Annotated in this window: 16 protein-coding genes and 2 pseudogenes; 3 read left to right on the forward strand and 15 right to left on the reverse strand. The window is 58.6% G+C overall.

The window, feature by feature from the left end:
• Nucleotides 1–13 precede the first annotated feature (13 nt).
• Complete coding sequence (locus LJU29_RS12670) at nucleotides 14–547, forward strand: DUF3833 domain-containing protein (protein WP_257112518.1); 534 nt, start codon at nucleotides 14–16, stop codon at nucleotides 545–547.
• A 39-nt stretch (nucleotides 548–586) separates the two neighbouring features.
• Here LJU29_RS12670 and moaA read toward each other — a convergent pair whose 3' ends face one another.
• The 9 genes from moaA to LJU29_RS12715 all read right to left on the reverse strand — a co-directional run bounded on the left by moaA (nucleotide 587) and on the right by LJU29_RS12715 (nucleotide 9,975).
• Nucleotides 587–1,585: a GTP 3',8-cyclase MoaA gene (gene moaA / locus LJU29_RS12675; RefSeq protein ID WP_257112519.1), complete on the reverse strand. Its 999-nt coding sequence runs from the start codon at nucleotides 1,583–1,585 to the stop codon at nucleotides 587–589.
• A 278-nt stretch (nucleotides 1,586–1,863) separates the two neighbouring features.
• On the reverse strand, nucleotides 1,864–3,210 hold the full coding sequence (locus LJU29_RS12680) for a cation:proton antiporter (protein ID WP_257112520.1): 1,347 nt from the start codon (nucleotides 3,208–3,210) through the stop codon (nucleotides 1,864–1,866).
• Between the two features lie 149 nt (nucleotides 3,211–3,359).
• Nucleotides 3,360–4,412 carry an ABC transporter substrate-binding protein gene (locus LJU29_RS12685; RefSeq protein WP_257112521.1) on the reverse strand — a complete coding sequence of 351 codons (1,053 nt, stop codon included), beginning with the start codon at nucleotides 4,410–4,412 and terminating at the stop codon, nucleotides 3,360–3,362.
• Nucleotides 4,409–5,593, reverse strand: a complete 1,185-nt coding sequence (locus LJU29_RS12690; RefSeq protein ID WP_257112522.1) for an NAD(P)/FAD-dependent oxidoreductase — start codon at nucleotides 5,591–5,593, stop codon at nucleotides 4,409–4,411. The genes LJU29_RS12685 and LJU29_RS12690 overlap by 4 nt, the downstream gene beginning before the upstream one ends.
• Entirely contained in the window at nucleotides 5,590–6,981 is a 1,392-nt protein-coding gene (locus LJU29_RS12695) for an FAD/NAD(P)-dependent oxidoreductase (protein ID WP_057453338.1), read from the reverse strand. Before LJU29_RS12695 ends, LJU29_RS12690 begins: the two co-directional genes overlap by 4 nt.
• Nucleotides 6,978–7,268 (reverse strand): (2Fe-2S)-binding protein, encoded by a 291-nt coding sequence (locus LJU29_RS12700; protein ID WP_002553787.1) that lies wholly within the window; start codon nucleotides 7,266–7,268, stop codon nucleotides 6,978–6,980. Before LJU29_RS12700 ends, LJU29_RS12695 begins: the two co-directional genes overlap by 4 nt.
• Before the next feature lie 17 nt (nucleotides 7,269–7,285).
• A complete protein-coding gene (locus tag LJU29_RS12705; protein ID WP_257112525.1) occupies nucleotides 7,286–8,077 on the reverse strand; it encodes an ABC transporter permease in 792 nt (263 codons plus the stop codon).
• 3 nt (nucleotides 8,078–8,080) lie between these two features.
• Entirely contained in the window at nucleotides 8,081–8,950 is an 870-nt protein-coding gene (locus tag LJU29_RS12710) for an ABC transporter permease (RefSeq protein ID WP_257112526.1), read from the reverse strand.
• Nucleotides 8,947–9,975 carry an ABC transporter ATP-binding protein gene (locus LJU29_RS12715; RefSeq protein WP_257112527.1) on the reverse strand — a complete coding sequence of 343 codons (1,029 nt, stop codon included), beginning with the start codon at nucleotides 9,973–9,975 and terminating at the stop codon, nucleotides 8,947–8,949. Before LJU29_RS12715 ends, LJU29_RS12710 begins: the two co-directional genes overlap by 4 nt.
• A gap of 241 nt (nucleotides 9,976–10,216) precedes the next feature.
• Here LJU29_RS12715 and LJU29_RS12720 point away from each other — a divergent pair, with 241 nt between their 5' ends.
• On the forward strand, nucleotides 10,217–11,056 hold the full coding sequence (locus LJU29_RS12720; RefSeq protein WP_122322572.1) for an IclR family transcriptional regulator: 840 nt from the start codon (nucleotides 10,217–10,219) through the stop codon (nucleotides 11,054–11,056).
• A gap of 71 nt (nucleotides 11,057–11,127) precedes the next feature.
• Here the strand turns inward: LJU29_RS12720 and LJU29_RS12725 are convergent, their stop codons facing one another.
• From LJU29_RS12725 to LJU29_RS12745, 5 genes and pseudogenes are all read right to left on the reverse strand, one after another.
• Nucleotides 11,128–12,594, reverse strand: a complete 1,467-nt coding sequence (locus LJU29_RS12725) for a methyl-accepting chemotaxis protein (RefSeq protein ID WP_257112723.1) — start codon at nucleotides 12,592–12,594, stop codon at nucleotides 11,128–11,130.
• A 387-nt stretch (nucleotides 12,595–12,981) separates the two neighbouring features.
• Nucleotides 12,982–13,944 carry a class I SAM-dependent methyltransferase gene (locus LJU29_RS12730; protein WP_005755818.1) on the reverse strand — a complete coding sequence of 321 codons (963 nt, stop codon included), beginning with the start codon at nucleotides 13,942–13,944 and terminating at the stop codon, nucleotides 12,982–12,984.
• A gap of 65 nt (nucleotides 13,945–14,009) precedes the next feature.
• The gene (locus LJU29_RS12735) at nucleotides 14,010–14,714 is read right to left on the reverse strand and encodes a YoaK family protein (protein WP_002553779.1); all 705 of its coding nucleotides are present in this window, start codon (nucleotides 14,712–14,714) and stop codon (nucleotides 14,010–14,012) included.
• Between the two features lie 51 nt (nucleotides 14,715–14,765).
• Nucleotides 14,766–14,993, reverse strand: coding sequence for a hypothetical protein (locus LJU29_RS12740; RefSeq protein ID WP_002553778.1), 228 nt, complete (start codon nucleotides 14,991–14,993; stop codon nucleotides 14,766–14,768).
• A 130-nt stretch (nucleotides 14,994–15,123) separates the two neighbouring features.
• Nucleotides 15,124–15,291 (reverse strand): annotated as a pseudogene (locus tag LJU29_RS12745) (FKBP-type peptidyl-prolyl cis-trans isomerase); the annotation flags it as partial.
• Between the two features lie 58 nt (nucleotides 15,292–15,349).
• On the opposite strand from LJU29_RS12745, the gene LJU29_RS12750 reads away from it, so the two are divergent.
• Entirely contained in the window at nucleotides 15,350–16,171 is an 822-nt protein-coding gene (locus tag LJU29_RS12750; protein WP_257112528.1) for a recombinase family protein, read from the forward strand.
• Here the strand turns inward: LJU29_RS12750 and LJU29_RS12755 are convergent.
• Nucleotides 16,129–17,123, reverse strand: a pseudogene (locus LJU29_RS12755) (IS3 family transposase); the annotation flags it as partial. The gene LJU29_RS12750 and the pseudogene LJU29_RS12755 overlap by 43 nt on opposite strands.
• Nucleotides 17,124–18,043: the final 920 nt, after the last annotated feature.

Raw genomic sequence — 18,043 nt, forward strand, 5'->3', positions numbered from 1 at the left:
TCAAGGAGGGCGCATGCTGAGAAAGTGGATGTTGATGTTGTTTGCGGGGCTTGTACTGAGCGGCTGCGGCGGTGTGCCGGTAACCCGTTACAGTCAGGAAGATCCCAAGCTCGATCTGCGCCAGTACTTCACCGGGCGTGTCGAGGCCTGGGGAATGTTTCAAAAGCGCTCCGGTGAAGTCACCAAGCGCTTTACCGTGGTGATCGACGGGCACAGTGAAGGCGAAGTGCTGGTCATGCACGAGGCCTTCAGCTACAGCGATGGCACCAAGCAGGTCCGGGAGTGGCGTTTGCGTCCTGACGGCCCGGGACGCTGGAAGGGCACGGCAGGTGACGTGGTTGGCGAGGCCTATGGCGAAGTGTCAGGCAACAGCTTCCACTGGAACTATGTGCTCAGGTTGCCGGTGGACGGCACCGAGTATGACGTCAGCCTGGATGACTGGATGTACCTGATCGACAAGCAGACCATGGCCAATCGTTCGTCGATGACCAAACTGGGCGTGGAAGTCGGGCAGATCACTTTGTTCTTTCGCAAGGCCGGCAAATAAATAACGCCTCGTATGAGGCGTTATCCTTCAGGGCGGCTGTCAGCCGCCCGTCATATTCATGAAGCGCACCACCTGCACGCCATCGTCGTGGGTGAAGTTGTGGCTCCACGGCTTGATTTGCATCGCATCGATGATAGCTTTTTCGAGTTTCTCAGGCTGACCGGGATTGGCGCGCAGTACCGCTTTCAAGTCCACGGAGTGCTCGTTGCCCAGGCACAGCAACAAGCGACCTTCGACCGTCAGACGCACGCGATTGCAGGTGCCGCAGAAGTTATGGCTGTGCGGTGAGATAAAGCCAATGCGAATGCCTGGTGCTTCGGCCAGACGCCAGTAGCGCGATGGCCCTTGGGTCGAGTCAGTGGAAGGCACCAGCGTGTAACGTTCGGCAATGCGCTCGCGAACCTGATCGCTGGAGTAGAAGGACTCGGCACGGCTGTGCTCGCTGATGATGCCCAGCGGCATCTCTTCGATGAACGAGACATCCAGATTGCGATCGATGGCGAACGCCAGCAGGTCGTTGATCTCGTGATCATTGCGACCATGCATTACCACGCAGTTGAGCTTGGTGTGCACAAAACCTGCGGCATTGGCGGCGTCGATACCGGCAATGACCTTGTGCAGATCACCCGTGCGGGTCAGCTCGCGAAAACGTTGCGGGTCGAGGCTGTCCAGGCTGATGTTCAAACGGGTGACGCCCGCCTTGAACAGCGGTGCGGCCAGTTTGTCCAGTTGTGAACCGTTGGTGGTCATGCACAGTTCGCGCAGGCCGGGCAGGGCGGCGATCTTTTCGCACAGACCCACGACGCCGGAGCGTACCAGTGGCTCACCGCCGGTAAGACGAATTTTACGCGTACCCAGCGCGACGAAGCGCTCGGCTACCTGAAGGATTTCCTCCAGCGACAGAATCTGTTGCCGAGGCAAAAACGTCATCTCTTCGGCCATGCAGTACACGCAGCGGAAATCGCACCGGTCGGTGACCGACATGCGCAGATAATCGACTTTACGTGCAAAGCGGTCCATCAGGACGGATTCTGACATTTCACCTTCTAAATGATCGAGAGAGCTGTATTCCAGGTTTGGAGGCCAGCGTGCTACAGGGGTTCAGCTCTTTTGCAAGGTGCAGCATCCGGGCCTTTGCGCAGGCTGGCAAAGTGCCCAAGCCTGCTCACATATTAGCTGCACGCCTCAAGCTTTGCACTGGCGGCTATGCACCTGCTACATGGCCGCCACGCTACCGAGTCGAAATGCCGCAGTCCAATTGCTTCTTCCAATACCCTCATCGACCTCATCTATGGCCCTTTGCCGTAGCAGGCCTGTTAATCAGGGTTTGCGGCGGCGCTGCGCTCGTAACGTTCCAGCAAAGGCTGGATGCTGATGCCGTGTACCAGAATGCTCAGCGCTACGACCGAAAGTGTCATGCCGATCACAACGTGGCCGACATCGTGTGCCAGACCGTGTGACAACGCAAAACACAGGTAATAAAGACTGCCGATCCCACGAATACCGAACCATCCAACCAGTGCTTTTTGTCGGACGTTGAGCAGGCGACGACTCACCAGCAACCAAACGCTGGCAGGACGAATCACGCAGAACAGCGCGATACCCAGACCAATCGCGCGCCAGTCCCAGTACATCGCCAGCGCAGCGCCCAGCAGGGTGATCAGCAACACTTCCATCGCGCGTTCCACCAGGCTGCCGAACGCGAGCATATCGCCCATCATTACCCCGGCAGCCAGTTGCGAGTCGCTCATGTCTTCGCCCTGCGCTACTGTGCCCTGTTCAAGGGATGCAGTCATATGCCCCAGGACCGGTTGCGCGACATGCTCCGATGGCAGCTCTGAGCGCGTGACACGTACTTCAGCCTGACGCAGCCCGAATCCGGCGGCAAAGACCGAAAGAAAACCGAAGGCTCCCACACCTTGCGCGACCACGTAGGCCAGGGCGATCAATGCCAGCGCCAGAAAGTCATTGGGTGATGTGGTGCTGTCGGCGTTCTTGATGCGCAGAAAGATCATCAGATGGCCAACGCCGCGGCCCATGCCGTAACCAATCAACAAACCGGCCGGAACCGCCCAGATCAGGTCCTTGATCAGCCATCCCTGGACCCAGTCGCTCATTGCGCCCCCGGAACTCAGGTACAGCAAGGCAAAGATCACGAACGGAAACGCCGTCCCGTCGTTGAGGCCCGCTTCGCCGGACAGACCAAACCGCAGGCGATCCTGGTCCTGGGCGTTGTTCACCTGGACCATCCCGGCCAGTACAGGGTCGGTCGGAGACAGCATGGCACCGAGCAACAACGACACGCCCCAGTCCAGGCCGATAATGTAGTGCCCCGCGACCGTCACGCCAGCAATGGTCGCCAGCATCACCGGCCCGGCCAGCCAGTAGGCAGAGTGCCAGGCCTTGCCGCGCAGCGGCAGGCGCAACTTGATGCCCGTACCGAACAGGGAAAACAGCACCGCCACCTCGGTCAGGCGCTCCAGCCATTCGTAGGATTTTTCGAAATCCAGATTGACGATATCCAGGCCCGTCGGCCCGATGCCAAAGCCGAATCCCAGGCACACCGCTGATGTGGTCACCGGCATCCAGCGCAGGTACGAGGACGTGAGCGCCAATAGCATCAAGAGCACGCCAAGCACGCTCATGCAGACAATAAAACTCATAAAGAAAGAACCACCGTTAAATGCGCCTCAAGAAGAGGGCGTAACGGTGGGACTCTCTTGTGCGGTAATAAGTTGAAATAATTTGCCGGGCGGTGATCAGCCGGTGCTTGCCTGTAAACGGCACGGCCTTTTGACCTTGCCGCTTGCGACTAGCGCTCGATACTGCGGCTCCAGCGTGCGTTCCACTCGGGGCGGATCTGGTTGACTTGATCCCAGTCGATGGTTACCGCTGTTTCCAGGTACTTTTCCATGGCCTCGACTTGCGCGCGCGTCTTCTCGGAGGTCGGGGTTTTTGGATTTGACGGGATCTGATCGCCGAATTCCAGCGCAGGGGCCTGTGCTTCCGGTGTCAGCAGGTAGGCCGCCAGCTTCTGGGCCAGCTCTGGCTGGTTGTTATTGGCGATTGCACATTCAGCCACGTTCAACACTACGCCGCCCTCCTTGGGCGAGGCGTACTCCACCGGCACGCCCTTGATCTTCAAGGCGGTCACCTGCGTCGGCGTCAGCGGAAACAGCGCGGCTTCGTCGGTCTGTACCATTTCCGAGATCTTTGCCGAGCTGGCGATGTATTCCAGTACGTTCGGGCCGATGGTCTTCGGCCAGGCCTTGAAGCCGGGTTCGACGTCCTTCTCGCTGCCGCCCTGGATACGGTTGAACATCAGAAAGCCATGCAGGCCGAAGGTCGAGGAGGCCAGTGACTGGAACACCACCTTGTCCTTGAAACGTTTGTCGGCCAGGTCCATCCACGAGGTGGGCGCGCTCCAGCCCTTTTCCTTGAACATCCGCGTGTTGTAAGCAAGGCCGGTCACACCCAGGCTGACAGCCGCTGCCTGTTCCTTGATTTTAGCCTTGGCAGGCAGGTCAGCCAGACTGGCGCTGGGCTGCAGGGTGTCACACAGGCCCATGGAAATAGCCCGGTACATGATGCCGTCGTCGAGAAAAATCACATGCATCTGCGGGTTGTCTTTACTAGCCTGCACCTTGGCGAGGATGTCGGCCGAGGTGCCGGGCACGATCACCACCTTGACGTTGTTGGCCTTCTCGAAAGCGGGCAGCACCTGATCGGCATACAGGCGCTCCATGGTTCCGCCGTTCATGCCCAGGTACAGCGTGGTTTCGGCCTGGGCAGGCAACGACACGAGTGCGGCCGCCAAGGGCAGGCATGACAAGCCGGTGAGGGCGAGACGTTTGGTGCTTTTCATAGGGACGACCTTCCTCTGTGCAATGGGATGACGTTCGTAGCGGGTTCTATCTCTGTGGGTTGGCTAGCTGCCTGGCGGAAGCGGCCGATGGAAAAGGCCTCAAGCGAGATCGTTGAGGCACCGCCGCAGACCCATTCGGCCAGCGCTTCGCCCGCGGCCGGGCCGATCTGAAAGCCTGCCCCGGCAAAGCCGAAGCCGTGCAGCAGGCCTGGTCTTGTCAGGCTCGGGCCCAACACAGGTTCGCGATCAGGCAGGTAGCCTTCAGTGCCGCTCCAGGTGCGAATGGCCTGGGCCCCGGCCAGTGGCGGGTAGAGTTCGACGGCGTTGCGCAGGATGTCGAGCACTGCCGCCTGTCCTGGTCTGGCGTGTGCCGGGCCGAGGGCAAAGCCTTGTCCGCCGCCCAGCACGCAATTGCCGCGTGCCACCTGCCGGGCATAGATGCCGCCGCCTTCGACACCGGTGCTGACGTCCATGAACATCGGCAGTGGTTCTGTCACCAGCATCGCCGGATGCCCCGAATACATCGGCACCGGTTCGTTGAATTGTGCCGCCAGCGCTCCTGCCCAGGCGCCAGCGCAATTCAGTAGCCAGGGGGCTCGCAGTGTCAGGCCGCTGGCGGTCGTGACGATGAAGGCGTTGCCGTCGTGACTGACTTCGCTGACCGGCGCCTGCTCGAATACCTGAGCGCCCGCCCGGCGAGCTGCGCGGGCAAAGGCGGGCGATACCAGACGCGGATTGGCGTGCCCGTCGTCGGCGCATAGCGATGCACCGACGGCGACATCGCCCGCCCAAGGGTAACGGGCGCGCAGTTGCTTTCGATCCAGCAGTTGCAAATCCAGCCCGAACCCCTGACTGGCTTCGGCGTAGCTGCGCAGCGCATCCATGTCCTGCTCGCTGCGCGCCAGTTTGAGGTGGCCGGAGCGCTGGTATTCGCCGTCGATACCGATCAGCTCGCACAGGCCGCTCCAGATCTGATGCGCCCGTTGCGACAAGGGCAGTTGCGACAAGGGCCTGCCCTGACGGCGCACGCCGCCATAATTGACGCCGCTGGAGTGCGAGCCGCAAAAGTCGCGCTCCAGCAAGGCGACACGCTTGCCCTTCAGTGCAAGCGCCAAGGCTGCCGACGAGCCGACAATGCCGCCGCCGATAACAATGGCATCGCTTTCAATCAGCGTGCTCATGGTTGTGTCTCCGCTGATTGCTTGTCCACGGGCAGCATCTCCAGGCCGAACGGCAATGGCTTGATCGGAGCCTGGCCGCGTAGACGGCCGACCTGCTCAACTGGCCGGCCGCTCTCGCGGGCGATGATCTCGGCGGCTGCCAGGCCGCACATCCGGCCCTGACAGCGGCCCATACCGACCCGACACATGGCCTTGACCCGATTGATCTCCCAATGGCCGTCCTGCACGGTGGTACGAATATCGCCCGCAGAGACTTCTTCACAGCGGCACACCAGCGTGTCATCCGCTACATTGGCAGCCCATTCCTCAGGGAACGGAAACGCGGTTTCCAGCCCGTGGCGGAAGCGTTCGATACGTTGCAGTGCGGTTTGCAGATCACTGATACGCACGGCGTCGACGGTGACACCGCTGTCTTGCAGCAGCCCGAGCGCGGCCAGTTCTCCGGCCATTTCCGCCGCGTCTGCGCCCATGATTCCAGCACCGTCGCCTGCCAGATACACGTCTGGCACGCTGCTGCGCCCACAGTCATCGCGAATGGGCAGCCACGCTCGGTTAAGCGGGCTCCAACCGAATTCACAGCCGAGCAGGTCGGCCAGTTGTGTCTCGCTGCGCAGCGCATGGGCAAAGGCTACTGCGTCGCAGGCCAGGTGGCCTGATTGGCCGTTGCGTTGCCAGTGAATGCCGTCTACGCGTTTGTCACCGTTGATGCGTGTGAGGTGTGCGCCCTGGTGCACGGGAATGCCATGCGCACTCAGCCACGCGCGGTAATACAGGCCCTTGGCAAGGGTTGCCGGTTGGCCGAGCAGCGCAGGCAGCGCCTTGCATTGGGCTGAAAACGGCGCGCTGTCGAGCACCGCCAGCACGTTCGCGCCAGCCTTGGCATACTGATAGGCGACCAGATACAGCAAGGGGCCGCTGCCGCAAAACACCACGCGTTCGCCAATCGCACAGCCCTGATATTTAAGTGCGATCTGCGCTGCACCCAGGCTATACACGCCGGGCAGTGTCCAGCCGGGCACTGGCAGAATGCGGTCGGTGGCACCTGTGGCGACAATCAGTCGGGTGAAATCCAGGGTTGCGACTGTTCCGTTGTGCAGGGTATCGAGTTGATTGCCTTCGACGTTCCACACCAGCGTCTGCGGTCGGTAGTCGATCTGTGTTGTCAGTGCATCGAGTGCCTGATGCAGCGCAACGGCCTTGCCGCTTTCAAAGCCGTAAAGCGCCTTGGCCGGACGCTGGAAATTCTCTGGCTGGCGACGATAGATCTGCCCGCCGCCGCGCAGACCTTCGTCGATCAGGCAGGCTTTGACACCGTGCTCCAGCAGCGTCTGGGCAGCGCGAATCCCGGCTGGGCCGGCGCCGATAATGGCAACGCGGTCTTTGCTCATGGCCGCCGCCCCGGTTCACGAATAATCGCTTGGCCAGCTTCCAGCAGCGTCGAACAGGCACGCACTCGCTGGCCGTTGCCGAGTCTTACCCAGCAGTCCTGGCAGGCGCCCATCATGCAGAACCCGGCGCGCGGCTCGGCACTGAAGTCACTGCCGCGCAGGTGCTCACTGGCGGTCAATACCGCAGTCAGCACGGTGTCGCCCAACAGACCATTGGCCGGTTGCCCATCGAGGGTGAAGGGCAGAACGGGGCGATCATGTTCAGCCAGTCGTTTCAGCAATGCCATAACGTGAAAGCTCCGGATCAGTGTTTGCCGACCAGCACCCGATCCAGCCCATAGACCCGGTCGAGCAGGATCATGGTGGCGGCGGTGAGGGCGATGACCAGTGCCGATACGGCAGCCATCATCGGGTCAATGGATTCGGTGGCGTAAACGTACATGTGCACCGGCAGGGTCTGGGTAGCAGGCGAGGTGACGAAGATCGACAGCGTGACTTCATCGAAGCTGTTGATGAACGCCAGCAACCAGCCGCCTGCCACGCCGGGCAGGATCATCGGCAGGGTGATCTGCCGAAACAGGGTGAAACGGTTGGCCCCCAATGACTCGGCGGCGTGTTCGGCGCTGCGGTCGATACCGATCGCCGCCGCCAGCACCAGACGCAGTACGTAAGGCGTGATGACCAGCACGTGGGCGAAGATCAGCCAGGTGAAGCTGCCGTTTACGCCCATCAGCGCAAACAGGCGCAGCATCGCCACCCCCAGCACCAGGTGCGGAATGATGATCGGCGAAAGAAACAGCGCATTGAAAAAGTTGCGGCCCGGAAATGTATGGCGGGTGATCGCCAGCGCAGCAGGCACCGCGATCAACGTCGCCAGCGTTGCGGACACAAACGCCAGAGTCAGGCTGTTGTAGAACGAGTCGATAAAGTCGGCGCGTTCGAACACCGCCTTGAACCAGCGCAGCGAGAAGTCGGTAGTGGGCAGGCTCAGGGTGTTTTCCGGGGTAAACGCCACCAGGCACACCACCAGCGGGGCCATCATGAAGATCACTACCAGCGTATGAAACGACAGAGCCAAAGGACCGTTCTTGGACATGGATCATTCCCCCAGAGTTTTTTTGTAACGACCTTCGATCAGGCGGTTCCAGGACAGCATGACCAGCAGGTTGACCAGCAGCGCCACCGCCAGGGTCGCGCCCATCGGCCAGTTGAGCTCCGAGAGGTACTGGTCGTAGATCACCGTGGCGACCATCTTCAAACGTCGACCACCGAGCAGGCCGGGAATGGCAAACGAACTGGCGGCCAGGCCAAAGACAATCAGCGAGCCGGACAGCACGCCCGGCATGACCTGCGGCAGGACGATCAGGCGCATGACTTTCGCCTGACTGGCACCCAGCGACAGCGCGGCCTGTTCGGCGGTGGGGTCGAGCTTTTGCAACGAGGTCCAGACCGGAATGATCATGAACGGCAACATGACGTGGACCAGCGCGATGATCACGGCAAACGGGGTGTACAGCAGTTTCACCGGGCGACCGCCCATGAACTGAATAGCCTGGTTGATCAGACCGTCCGCCCCCAACAGAAGGCTCCAGCCGAAGGCCCGGACCACCACCGAGATCAGCAGCGGCGTGAGGATCAGAATCAGGAAGATAGAGCGCCACGGTGTGCCCATGCGGCTCAGAATGTAGGCCTCCGGCACACCGATCAGCACGCAGAGCAACGTCACCAGCGCGCTGATCCAGAAGGTGCGCAGGAAGATTTCATAGAAATACGAATCGGTGACCACGGCCGTGTAATTGGCCAGCGTATAGCTGTCGCTTTTCACCCCGACCTGATAGTCGAACACGTTGAATGACAGCAGCAGCGTCAGGCCCAGCGGCAGCACCAGCAAGCCGATATACAACGCCAGTGCCGGGGCTGACAGCCAATAACCGCGGCCACCCTGACGCATTTCGCTCATCAGGCTCATGCGCGCACCTCGTCGGCGTCCAGCACGCGCAGCAATTCGGCTGGCCAATCGATGCCGATCGCAGCACCTTGTTCCAGCGGTGCCTGGCCGTCGTTGCGACGTACTACGGTTATTTCGCCGATGCCGGTCTGAATGCGATACAGCCACTGGCTGCCGAGAAAATAACGCGTGACGATACGCCCCGACAGCCGTCCGCAGCCGGGGTCCACCAGATCAATTTTCTCTGGACGCAGGCTGAGTGTCAGCTTGCCATCGCCGGGTAGCAGACGGATCTGCGGGTTGCCGCTGCTGTCCGGGTCGCCCTGCAACATATTGGCTTTGCCGACAAACCCCGAGATAAAGCGCGTACGTGGGTGCTCGTAGAGTGTGTAGGGCTCGTCGATCTGCGTGATCCGTCCGGCCTGCATCACCACCACCCGATCACTGATCGACAGGGCTTCGGCCTGATCGTGGGTAACCATCAGTGTGGTGATGCCCACTTCATTCTGAATACGGCGAATTTCGAACTGCATCTCTTCGCGCAGGTTGGCGTCAAGGTTGGACAGCGGTTCATCCAGAAGCAGCACCGGCGGCTCGATCACCAGTGCTCTGGCCAGCGCGACCCGCTGCCGTTGCCCGCCAGACAACTCGCGCGGGTAGCGCTCGGCATGCTGACCGAGACGAACCAGTTCCAGCACCCGTGTGACACGTTGTAGCAGCTCGGCAGCAGGCACCTTGCGCATGCGCAGGCCAAACGCAACGTTGTTGGCCACGGTCATGTGCGGAAACAATGCATAGCTCTGAAATACAACGCCCAGACCCCGACTGCTGGGCTTGGCGTGGGTAATGTCGCGGCCGTCGAGCACGATGCGCCCGTCACTGACTTCAACGAAGCCGGCGATCATTTGCAGAGTGGTGGTTTTGCCGCAGCCGGAAGGGCCGAGCAGTGAAACGAATTCGCCCTTGTCGACGGCCAGGTTCGTGGCGACCACAGCGTCTATGGAACCATAGCGTTTGGAGAGACCTTCGAGCTGCAGAAATGCCATGCCTGCTTCCACCTGTGTGCATGCGCGCCGAGGCACGCGTTTGTCATGGGCAGATGCGAAATGAAGTCATGCAGTTCTGTGGACGTTGGTGCTCGCTCTGAGTCGGCTACCGATGATTGTTCAAATCGCCCCTGTGGACTGAGAGTAGGTCGAAGGCTAGGATGGGCTCAACAAGCAATTTCACTGAATAACATCTTTCTTCGAATTAATTCTTTTAGTGGAAAAATAGCGAGATATATTCATGAATAATTCCACTGATCGGAATACTGATTCTGCGCAAGTGGGCGTCGGCGCGGTGTCGCGTCTGTTCGCCGTATTGCGTTGCCTGGGCGATTGCGACCAGGGCGGCGAGCGGGTCACACAACTCGCCCAGCGTGTCGGGCTCTCGCAACCCACCACGCACCGCTTGCTGCGCAGCCTGATGGATGAGGGCATGGTCGAGCAGGACCTGCTCAGCAAGCGCTATCGGTTGAGCATCGAATTCTTTGCGCTGGCCGCCAAGGCGGGCAACACCGGCAATCTGCGCGACGTGGTACGCCCCAGTCTGTTACGCCTGTCTGCATCGCTGGGCGACTCGCTGTTTCTGCTGGCACGCAGTGGCTTTGACGCGATCTGTCTGGACCGCAGTGAGGGCCCGTACCCGATTCGCACGTTCACCGGCGACATTGGTGGCCGTGTTGCGTTGGGCGTGGGGCAGGGCAGCTTGGCGATTCTCGCGTTTCTCCCCGAGGACGAGCGGGAAACGGTGATTGCCTACAACCTGCCACGGCTCAAGGATTTTCACCTGTACGACGAGGTGTTTCTGCGTTCAGAGGTCGAAAACGTGCGCCGCCTCGGCTACGCCGGGCGCAACACCGGCGCGCTACCGGGCATGGCCGGGCTGGCCGTGCCGATCCTGGACCGCAGCGGCCGGGCAGTGGCAGCGCTCAGCGTGGCAACTATCTCTGACCGCTTGGCGCCTGATCGCCTGATGACCGTGGTAGAACTGCTCAAGCGTGAAGCCACGGCCATCAGTGCCAGAATCAATCCCTTCGATCCTTCGCTGAGACGGCCCAGTCAGGTATTTGGGCAGGCGGAGTAAAGGAGAGGCCCGTCTCAGATTGAAAACTTCGACACCATACGGTTGAGATCCACAGCCAGACGGGACAGCTCCTAGCTGGCAGTGGAGGTCTGGCTGGAAGCCGAAGAGCTTTGCGCCGACAGATCGCGAATGCTAACCAGGTTCTCGTCGACCGACCGCGCAACATGCGCTTGCTGTTCAGAAGCTGTCGCAATCATCAGGTTGCGTTCATTGATATGACTGATCGAGGCGGTGATGTCCTTGATCGCAATCCCGGCCTGCTGGGCGATCAGCAAGGTGGCGTCGGTTTCCGCATTGCTCTGCTTCATCGACTGGACGGCTTCATTGGAGTTCTTCTGAATACCTTGGATCATCTGTTCTATTTCCTGGGTAGACGTCTGCGTGCGATGTGCCAACGCCCTGACCTCATCGGCAACCACCGCAAACCCACGGCCCTGTTCGCCAGCCCGCGCCGCTTCGATGGCGGCGTTGAGCGCCAGCAGGTTGGTCTGTTCGGCGATGGCGCGAATCACGTCCACAACCTTGGCGATGCTTTGAGCCTGATTGGCGAGGCCCTCTACTTCTGTGCCTGTTCTGTCCACGGTGTGACTGAGCTTTTCCAGCGCAGTGATGGTCTGGCCGACGCAATCCTGGCCAGTCTGCGCGGATTTTTCACAGGCCTGGGTAGAGGAAGAGGCCGCAACAGCGTTGCGTGCGACCTCTTCGATGGCGGCTGTCATCTGGTTGACCGCCGTGGCCGCCTGCTCGGTTTCCTGGGTCTGACGCTGCATGCCCTGTGTGGAATCCTGTGTGATCGAGCTCATTTCTTCGGCGGCCGAGGCGAGCAGGCCTGAGGCATCGGAAATATGCTGAATGGTGCCCTTGAGGTTAGAGAGCATCGCTGCACTGGCTTTTTGCAGTTCGGTCAGCTCGTCTGCCCCGTTGATTTCGACAGTCGTGCGCAGATCACCTTCGGCGATCCGTCGTGTGGAGTCGAGTAGCGCCTTGACCGGCTTTGCAATGCTGCGCGTAAATAAGGTGGCAACAATCAACGTAATAATGATGGCGAGAATAATCAGCGTCATGGTCACGGTCAGCCCGCTCTGATAATTCCTGTCAGCCACCAACCCCGATTGTTCGGCTCCTTTGATATTGACTTCGATCAGTTTTTCTATCGATGCTTGTAACGCCTTGGCTTGCGGGCTCGTTACATCGCGAATGAATGCGAATAATTCGCTATCGGACTTGTTCTTGCTAAGTTCAACCAGTTCATCGATTTTGGCGATGTAAGCCGACGCATCAGCCTTCACTTTTCGATAGGCTTCCTCTTCTTCCGGGCTTGATACCAGAGGGCCGTAAGTGTCAGCTTCTTGCAGTAACGAATTTTTCAATCCAGTCAGCTTGTTCATGGACTCGGAAGACCGTCTGTCGTCATCCATCACGAAGCGTCGAGCATCGAGGCGATACAGCAGGCCTGCGGTATTAATGCGGCCTGCCTGCCTCACGCTGGGCAGCCAGTCATTCTGTAACCGCTCGGCGGACTGGTGGAGCCCTTCCATTTTGAACAGTGCGTTGATGCCCAGGCCAGCGAGCAGCAAGCAAATAAAGCCAAAGCTGACAAACGCCCTGAGGTTCAATCCGATATTTCTTATTGGCATTATGGATCCCCTTTGTGTCACCACTTCATGGCGGGGGCCATCTTACAAATGATGGTGACTTGATATCACTCTAGTGCTGTGGCCTGGAAAAAACTACTGTCTGACACAAAAAGTTTATCCGTCATTCAGGAAGTGTTAAATAAACAAAAAGTTTGCCAATAGTCAGACTTTTATAATGAGGGTTGTTCTTGAATGTGAAAACTTTGTAAACGCATTTCCCGTAACGTTACTTGTTCCATTGACGGTAGCCAGCGATACTCGCGCGTCGCTGGCTAAATTCTTTAGGGTTTACGCCCACCCTGTCCGACTCAAGCCTTCAGCCTTGAACACCAAAGCCTTCAGGCCGCCATCGACCCGCGCATCCGGGAATTCCGGCGGGTTCTCCAGGCGTTGCTCGAAGCGCAGGCACGGTGCCTCGATTGCCGTGTGCTGAATCAGAAAGTCCGGCCCCAATGCCGGATCGTTCATGCATGCCAGCACCGAACCGTCTTCATCCAGCAACTCTGGCAGACGGCGCAGGACTCGCTGGTAGTCCTTGTCGAGCATGAAGCTGCCTTTCTGGAAAGACGGCGGGTCAATGATGATCAGGTCATAAGGGCCGGAGCGGGTGACTTTGGCCCATGACTTGAACAGGTCATGCCCGAGAAAAGTCACCCGGCTCAGATCCTGATCATTGAGCCGGTGATTCTCACGACCGCGATTCAATGCCGCGCGGGCCATGTCCAGGTTCACCACATGGTCTGCACCACCGGCTAGGGCTGCGACCGAAAAGCCGCAGGTGTAGGCGAACAGGTTCAGGATGCGCTTGCCCTTTGCCTGGGCCTGCACCCATTCGCGGCCATAGCGCATGTCCAGAAATAGACCGCTGTTCTGCTTCTTGCCGAAATCGATTTTATAACGCAGGCCATTCTCGGTGATTACCCATTCATCGACGACCTCGCCGGTCAACCATTGCGTAGTGCTTTGCGGCAAATAGCGGTGTTGCAGCAACAGGGTATGGGCCTGACTTTGTTGCCACTGCGGCGTTTCGATCAACTCGTTCAACAGCTGCGTCAGAGCTGCCAGTTCGTTCTCAAGAGGCTCTTTGAACAGTGAGACCAGCACCACGCCCTGCATCCAGTCGACGGTAATGTGCTCCAGCCCTGGCCATACGCGACCACGGCCATGAAACAGGCGGCGGGTTTCAGTCGGAACGTTGTTCAGGGCGGCGAGTAGATGCTGTTGCAGGATGGCAAGTGCTTCAGGGGTCATGACGAAGGTCGGTTATGAAAGGCGGCGTATGGTAAACGTATTTCAGCAGATGGGAATCGCAGGGTTCAGCGAGGCATGTACTGACGTTGCCAGCGATGCGGGATTTTCAATGAAACCAGCCCCAGCAATGCCGACAGGCTGCCGCTGATCAACAGGGCATTAAGCCCCAGGCGTTGTTCAAGCAGTGCGCCGATGACCGCCCCGATGAACATGCCAACCCACGGCACCAGTTGCACGCGCCAGCCATCTCGGCGCTCGCCCAGTATCCAGCGGCCCAGGCCACGCCCGAAACGCGACAGCGCGCCGGTTACATAGGTCAGGCCGACCGGCAGCCCGTTGACCTGTTCCACGGCGGCGTTGAGCATACCCATCGCCAGAATGGCCCAGATCAGTGCGAGCATATTGCTTTCCAGCGGCCATGCGGCTGCGGCGCACAGCAGCGTGGCGATCCCCAGCAGCAGGGGCAGGGCGCGTCGGCCGCCAAGCCGTGCAACGACGACGCCCAGCGCATTGCCGGCAATAAAGGCGAAGATGGCGAGTGCCAGGCGAAGGGTCACGCTCAGGTCGCCGGCACTGATCGCGACGGCAAGCCGGGTGGTGTTGCCACTCATGAACGAAACGAAGTCGCCGGTCGCCATGAAACCGATGGCATCGGTCATGCCCGCCAGAACCGAAAGGCTCGCCACCAGGCACATGCCGACCCGGCCACGCCATTTCTGCATGTTCAGGTGCCTGGGGCTGGCGCTGATTCTGGCGGGCTGTGGCAGCATCGAAGGCCCTCTGGACCGATGGAGGCGCGTCTGAACGTTGGTTTCAGCGGTTCATAGTGGCTTGGCGCGTACGATTCGCTTGGCCCTTACCTCATCGGCATAGGCCTTGAGCTGATCGGCATCGCTGTAAAGGCGGTTGACCATCTGCAGTACTGCCGTCACGTCGACATCTTTCATTTGCGAGGCGAGTTTGAGAATTTCTTCCGCCGTGTTTTCCAGATTGGTTGCTGTCCCTTTCAGGTGCCGCTTCAGCTCCTGAGTCGACTTATTGAGCGCCATACGTGTTCCTGTGCCAAGACCTTGAATTCCATACCCGGAGCATGGCTTTTTCCGCGATAACAAGCAATCAGGCTTATGCCTGTCAGCCAAGGTCATCGGCCGATTCAAGGCGACCTGCAAGGCAGCCCGCTCAATCGTCGCGGGTCAGCACTTCCAGCAGCTCTATCTCAAACGTCAGGTCGGCACCCGGTTTGATGTGCGCGCCCATCGTTCTGTCGCCATAGGCCAGGTGGGCAGGCACGAACAGTTTGCGTTTGCCGCCCACCTTCATGCCCATAAGGCCCTGATCCCAACGTTTTCACATGTAACACTGATCCCCTGTTACCATCTCAGCCAGCAAATACAGGGGGCACACCGTGAAGCAAGCAATCTCATATATTCGATTCTCAAGCGCTCGCCAAGAAGGGGGGAGCAGCGTTGAGCGTCAGGAAGGGATGATAGCCAAATGGCTGCTAGACCACCAAGACTATGAGTTGAGCAAGCTGAATTACTCCGACTTGGGTAAAAGCGGCTTTCACGGTGAGCACGTTAAGGAGGGCGGGAACTTCGGCAAGCTCCTCAAAGCCGTCATGGATGGCTATATCAAAAGGGATGACGTTGTACTGGTCGAGGCCATAGACCGTACAGGCCGACTACCAGCACTACAGATGCTTTCTGACGTGATTGCTCCGATCCTGAGAGCTGGGGTGTCGATTATCACACTCGACGACAACACCACTTACACAGAAGCCTCTGTAGGCGGGCCACACCTGTTTATGCTTGTCGCAAAGATTCAGGCAGCACATGAATACTCTAGAACGCTCTCACGTCGCGTTGAAGACTCCTACAAGAAGCGTCGTAAGGACGCCAAGGAAAAGGGTGTGGCACCCAAGCGAATGACGCCTGTGTGGCTGAACAGCGACGGTACTGTACGTGAGGATGTTGCACCTTGGATCAAGACAGCGTTTGAGCTGTATGTCTCAGGTGTGGGCAAATCCACCATTGCAAAGCGCCTGCGGGAAAGTGGTGTTGAGCGACTGGCTAAGACCTCTGGACCCAGCGTCGAGGGGTGGCTACGCAACAAGGCTGTGATTGGCAAGTGGGAGACCCTGATAGGCACGCCAGAGCACCATGTGATTGATGATGTGTGTAGTGGTCAACTGATCCCGGACACGACGTTAAGGTTTTTCTCGTACTGAGCGGGCGCCATTCCATCATTGAACTGGTGTGGCCGAATCCAGTTGTAACGATGCATCAGGTAATGACTGATATCCCGCTGAGCCTCTTGGACCGTCATGTAGCCCACGGTCGGTATCCACTCAGTTTTCAAGCTGCGGAACACACGCTCCATCGGCGAGTTGTCGTAGCAATTACCCCGGCGGCTCATGCTCTGGCGTATGCGGTATCGCCAAAGCCGCTGGCGAAACTGTCGGCTCCCGTATTGGACGCCCTGGTCGGAATGAAACAGCAGGCCCTGAGGCTTGCCGCGTTGCTCATAAGCCATGTCCAGCGCCTTGATCACCAAGTCCGTATCCGGTTTGTTCGAAAACGCCCAGCCCACCACCCGACGCGCGTAAAGATCCATAACCACCGCCAGGTAATGCCATTTTCCTTGCGCCCAGATGTAGGTGATGTCGCCACACCAGACCTGATTGGGCGCGGGTACATCGAACTCCCGATTCAAAATGTTCGGAATGTCAGGCCGCTCCACTGTTGCTTTTTTATAAGCATGCGAGCCTGGTTGCTTGCTGATTAATCCCAGCTCCCGCATCAAGCTACGCACCTTGAACCGACCGATTTGCTCGCCATCCGCCTGCATCATCGACACGATACTGCGGCTGCCGGCAGCGCCTCGACTTTGCCCGAACAGCTCATTGACTCGGCTAAGTAAACGAACCCGCTCGGCGTCTGGAGACCGACGCCGCAGGCAATGGTTGTAGTAGCACGAGCGAGGTACCTCGAACACTTCGCACAGCAATTCGATTGGCTCATGGACACTGAGCTGATCAATCAGCGCATGCGCTCGTGCTCTTCCGACATCAAGAGCGCGGTGGCCTTTTTTAAAATGGATTTCTCCCGCTCAAGACGGGCGATCCGGGCTTCGAGCTCCTGGATTTTTTGCTGCTCGGGCGTGAGGGCTTTGCTCTGTGGATGTGACGGTCACCAGTTAATAGGATTTCCGTAGGAGATTGATTCTATTGACTAAAATCAGTCTCGGCAGTCCTTGGCTGGAAAACAGATTTCTCGATTCCAATTAAGTGCTGCAATTACAGCTGTTTTCCACTCAAAGACTGCACGTAACGGGCGCAAGCATAGGCAGTTGTACGATAACTCGCGACCCGGCTGTATACCGTGCAACGTTCATCTACCACTCGCGCTTTCCAGAAGGGCGAATGCGTTCAAAGGTGCCTGCTTATCACAAGTGCACAAGCCTCATACCGTGTTAATGACAGCGATTGCCCAGAGGCTGGGGCAACCGGAGCAAACTGCATCACACCGTATCACCACGACTACCCGGCTTCTACCATATGGGATCTGCTCCCATGAGGCGTGAACCTGTAAAGAAGCATGTGCGCATTATTAGGCCCAGCTATGGCAACCTCCTTCCTTCGTTATCGTATAGCACTCAACGCGATCGCGTTTCTGGGCGCCTACCTGCATCGAGAAGCCTTAACAGGCGAGCGCTGGGGGAAGCGCTGTCAGTATTTATGAGCGCGTCGATCGACAGGTGTCTTAAGCTTAGCATCGAGGATATGGTCTCGCAGCAGGGGCTGCGAATTCTACTCGGGCGCATCAGAGGCGCGACGTGACAGAACAAAAAACATCGAACTTCGTTTGTGGCTATAACTAAAATCACTAGGCTTTAAACTTCGATTAATGCACTTATTGTAGAATTCAATTTGTGATTAAACAATTTCCTGTCTCGCAACTGACTGTTTTGACTTGCAAAATTAATCGCAAGAAAGGTTAGATTAATTGCGCTTTTTTCCTATCAATTAATCAGTTAATCATGCTGTCAGTTTGTTGGCGATTTAAGGTGTGAAAAAAATTGTTGTGGCCATCGGGACGCT

The sequence above is a fragment of the Pseudomonas ficuserectae genome (assembly GCF_024584585.1).
GTDB classification, from domain to species: domain Bacteria; phylum Pseudomonadota; class Gammaproteobacteria; order Pseudomonadales; family Pseudomonadaceae; genus Aquipseudomonas; species Aquipseudomonas amygdali.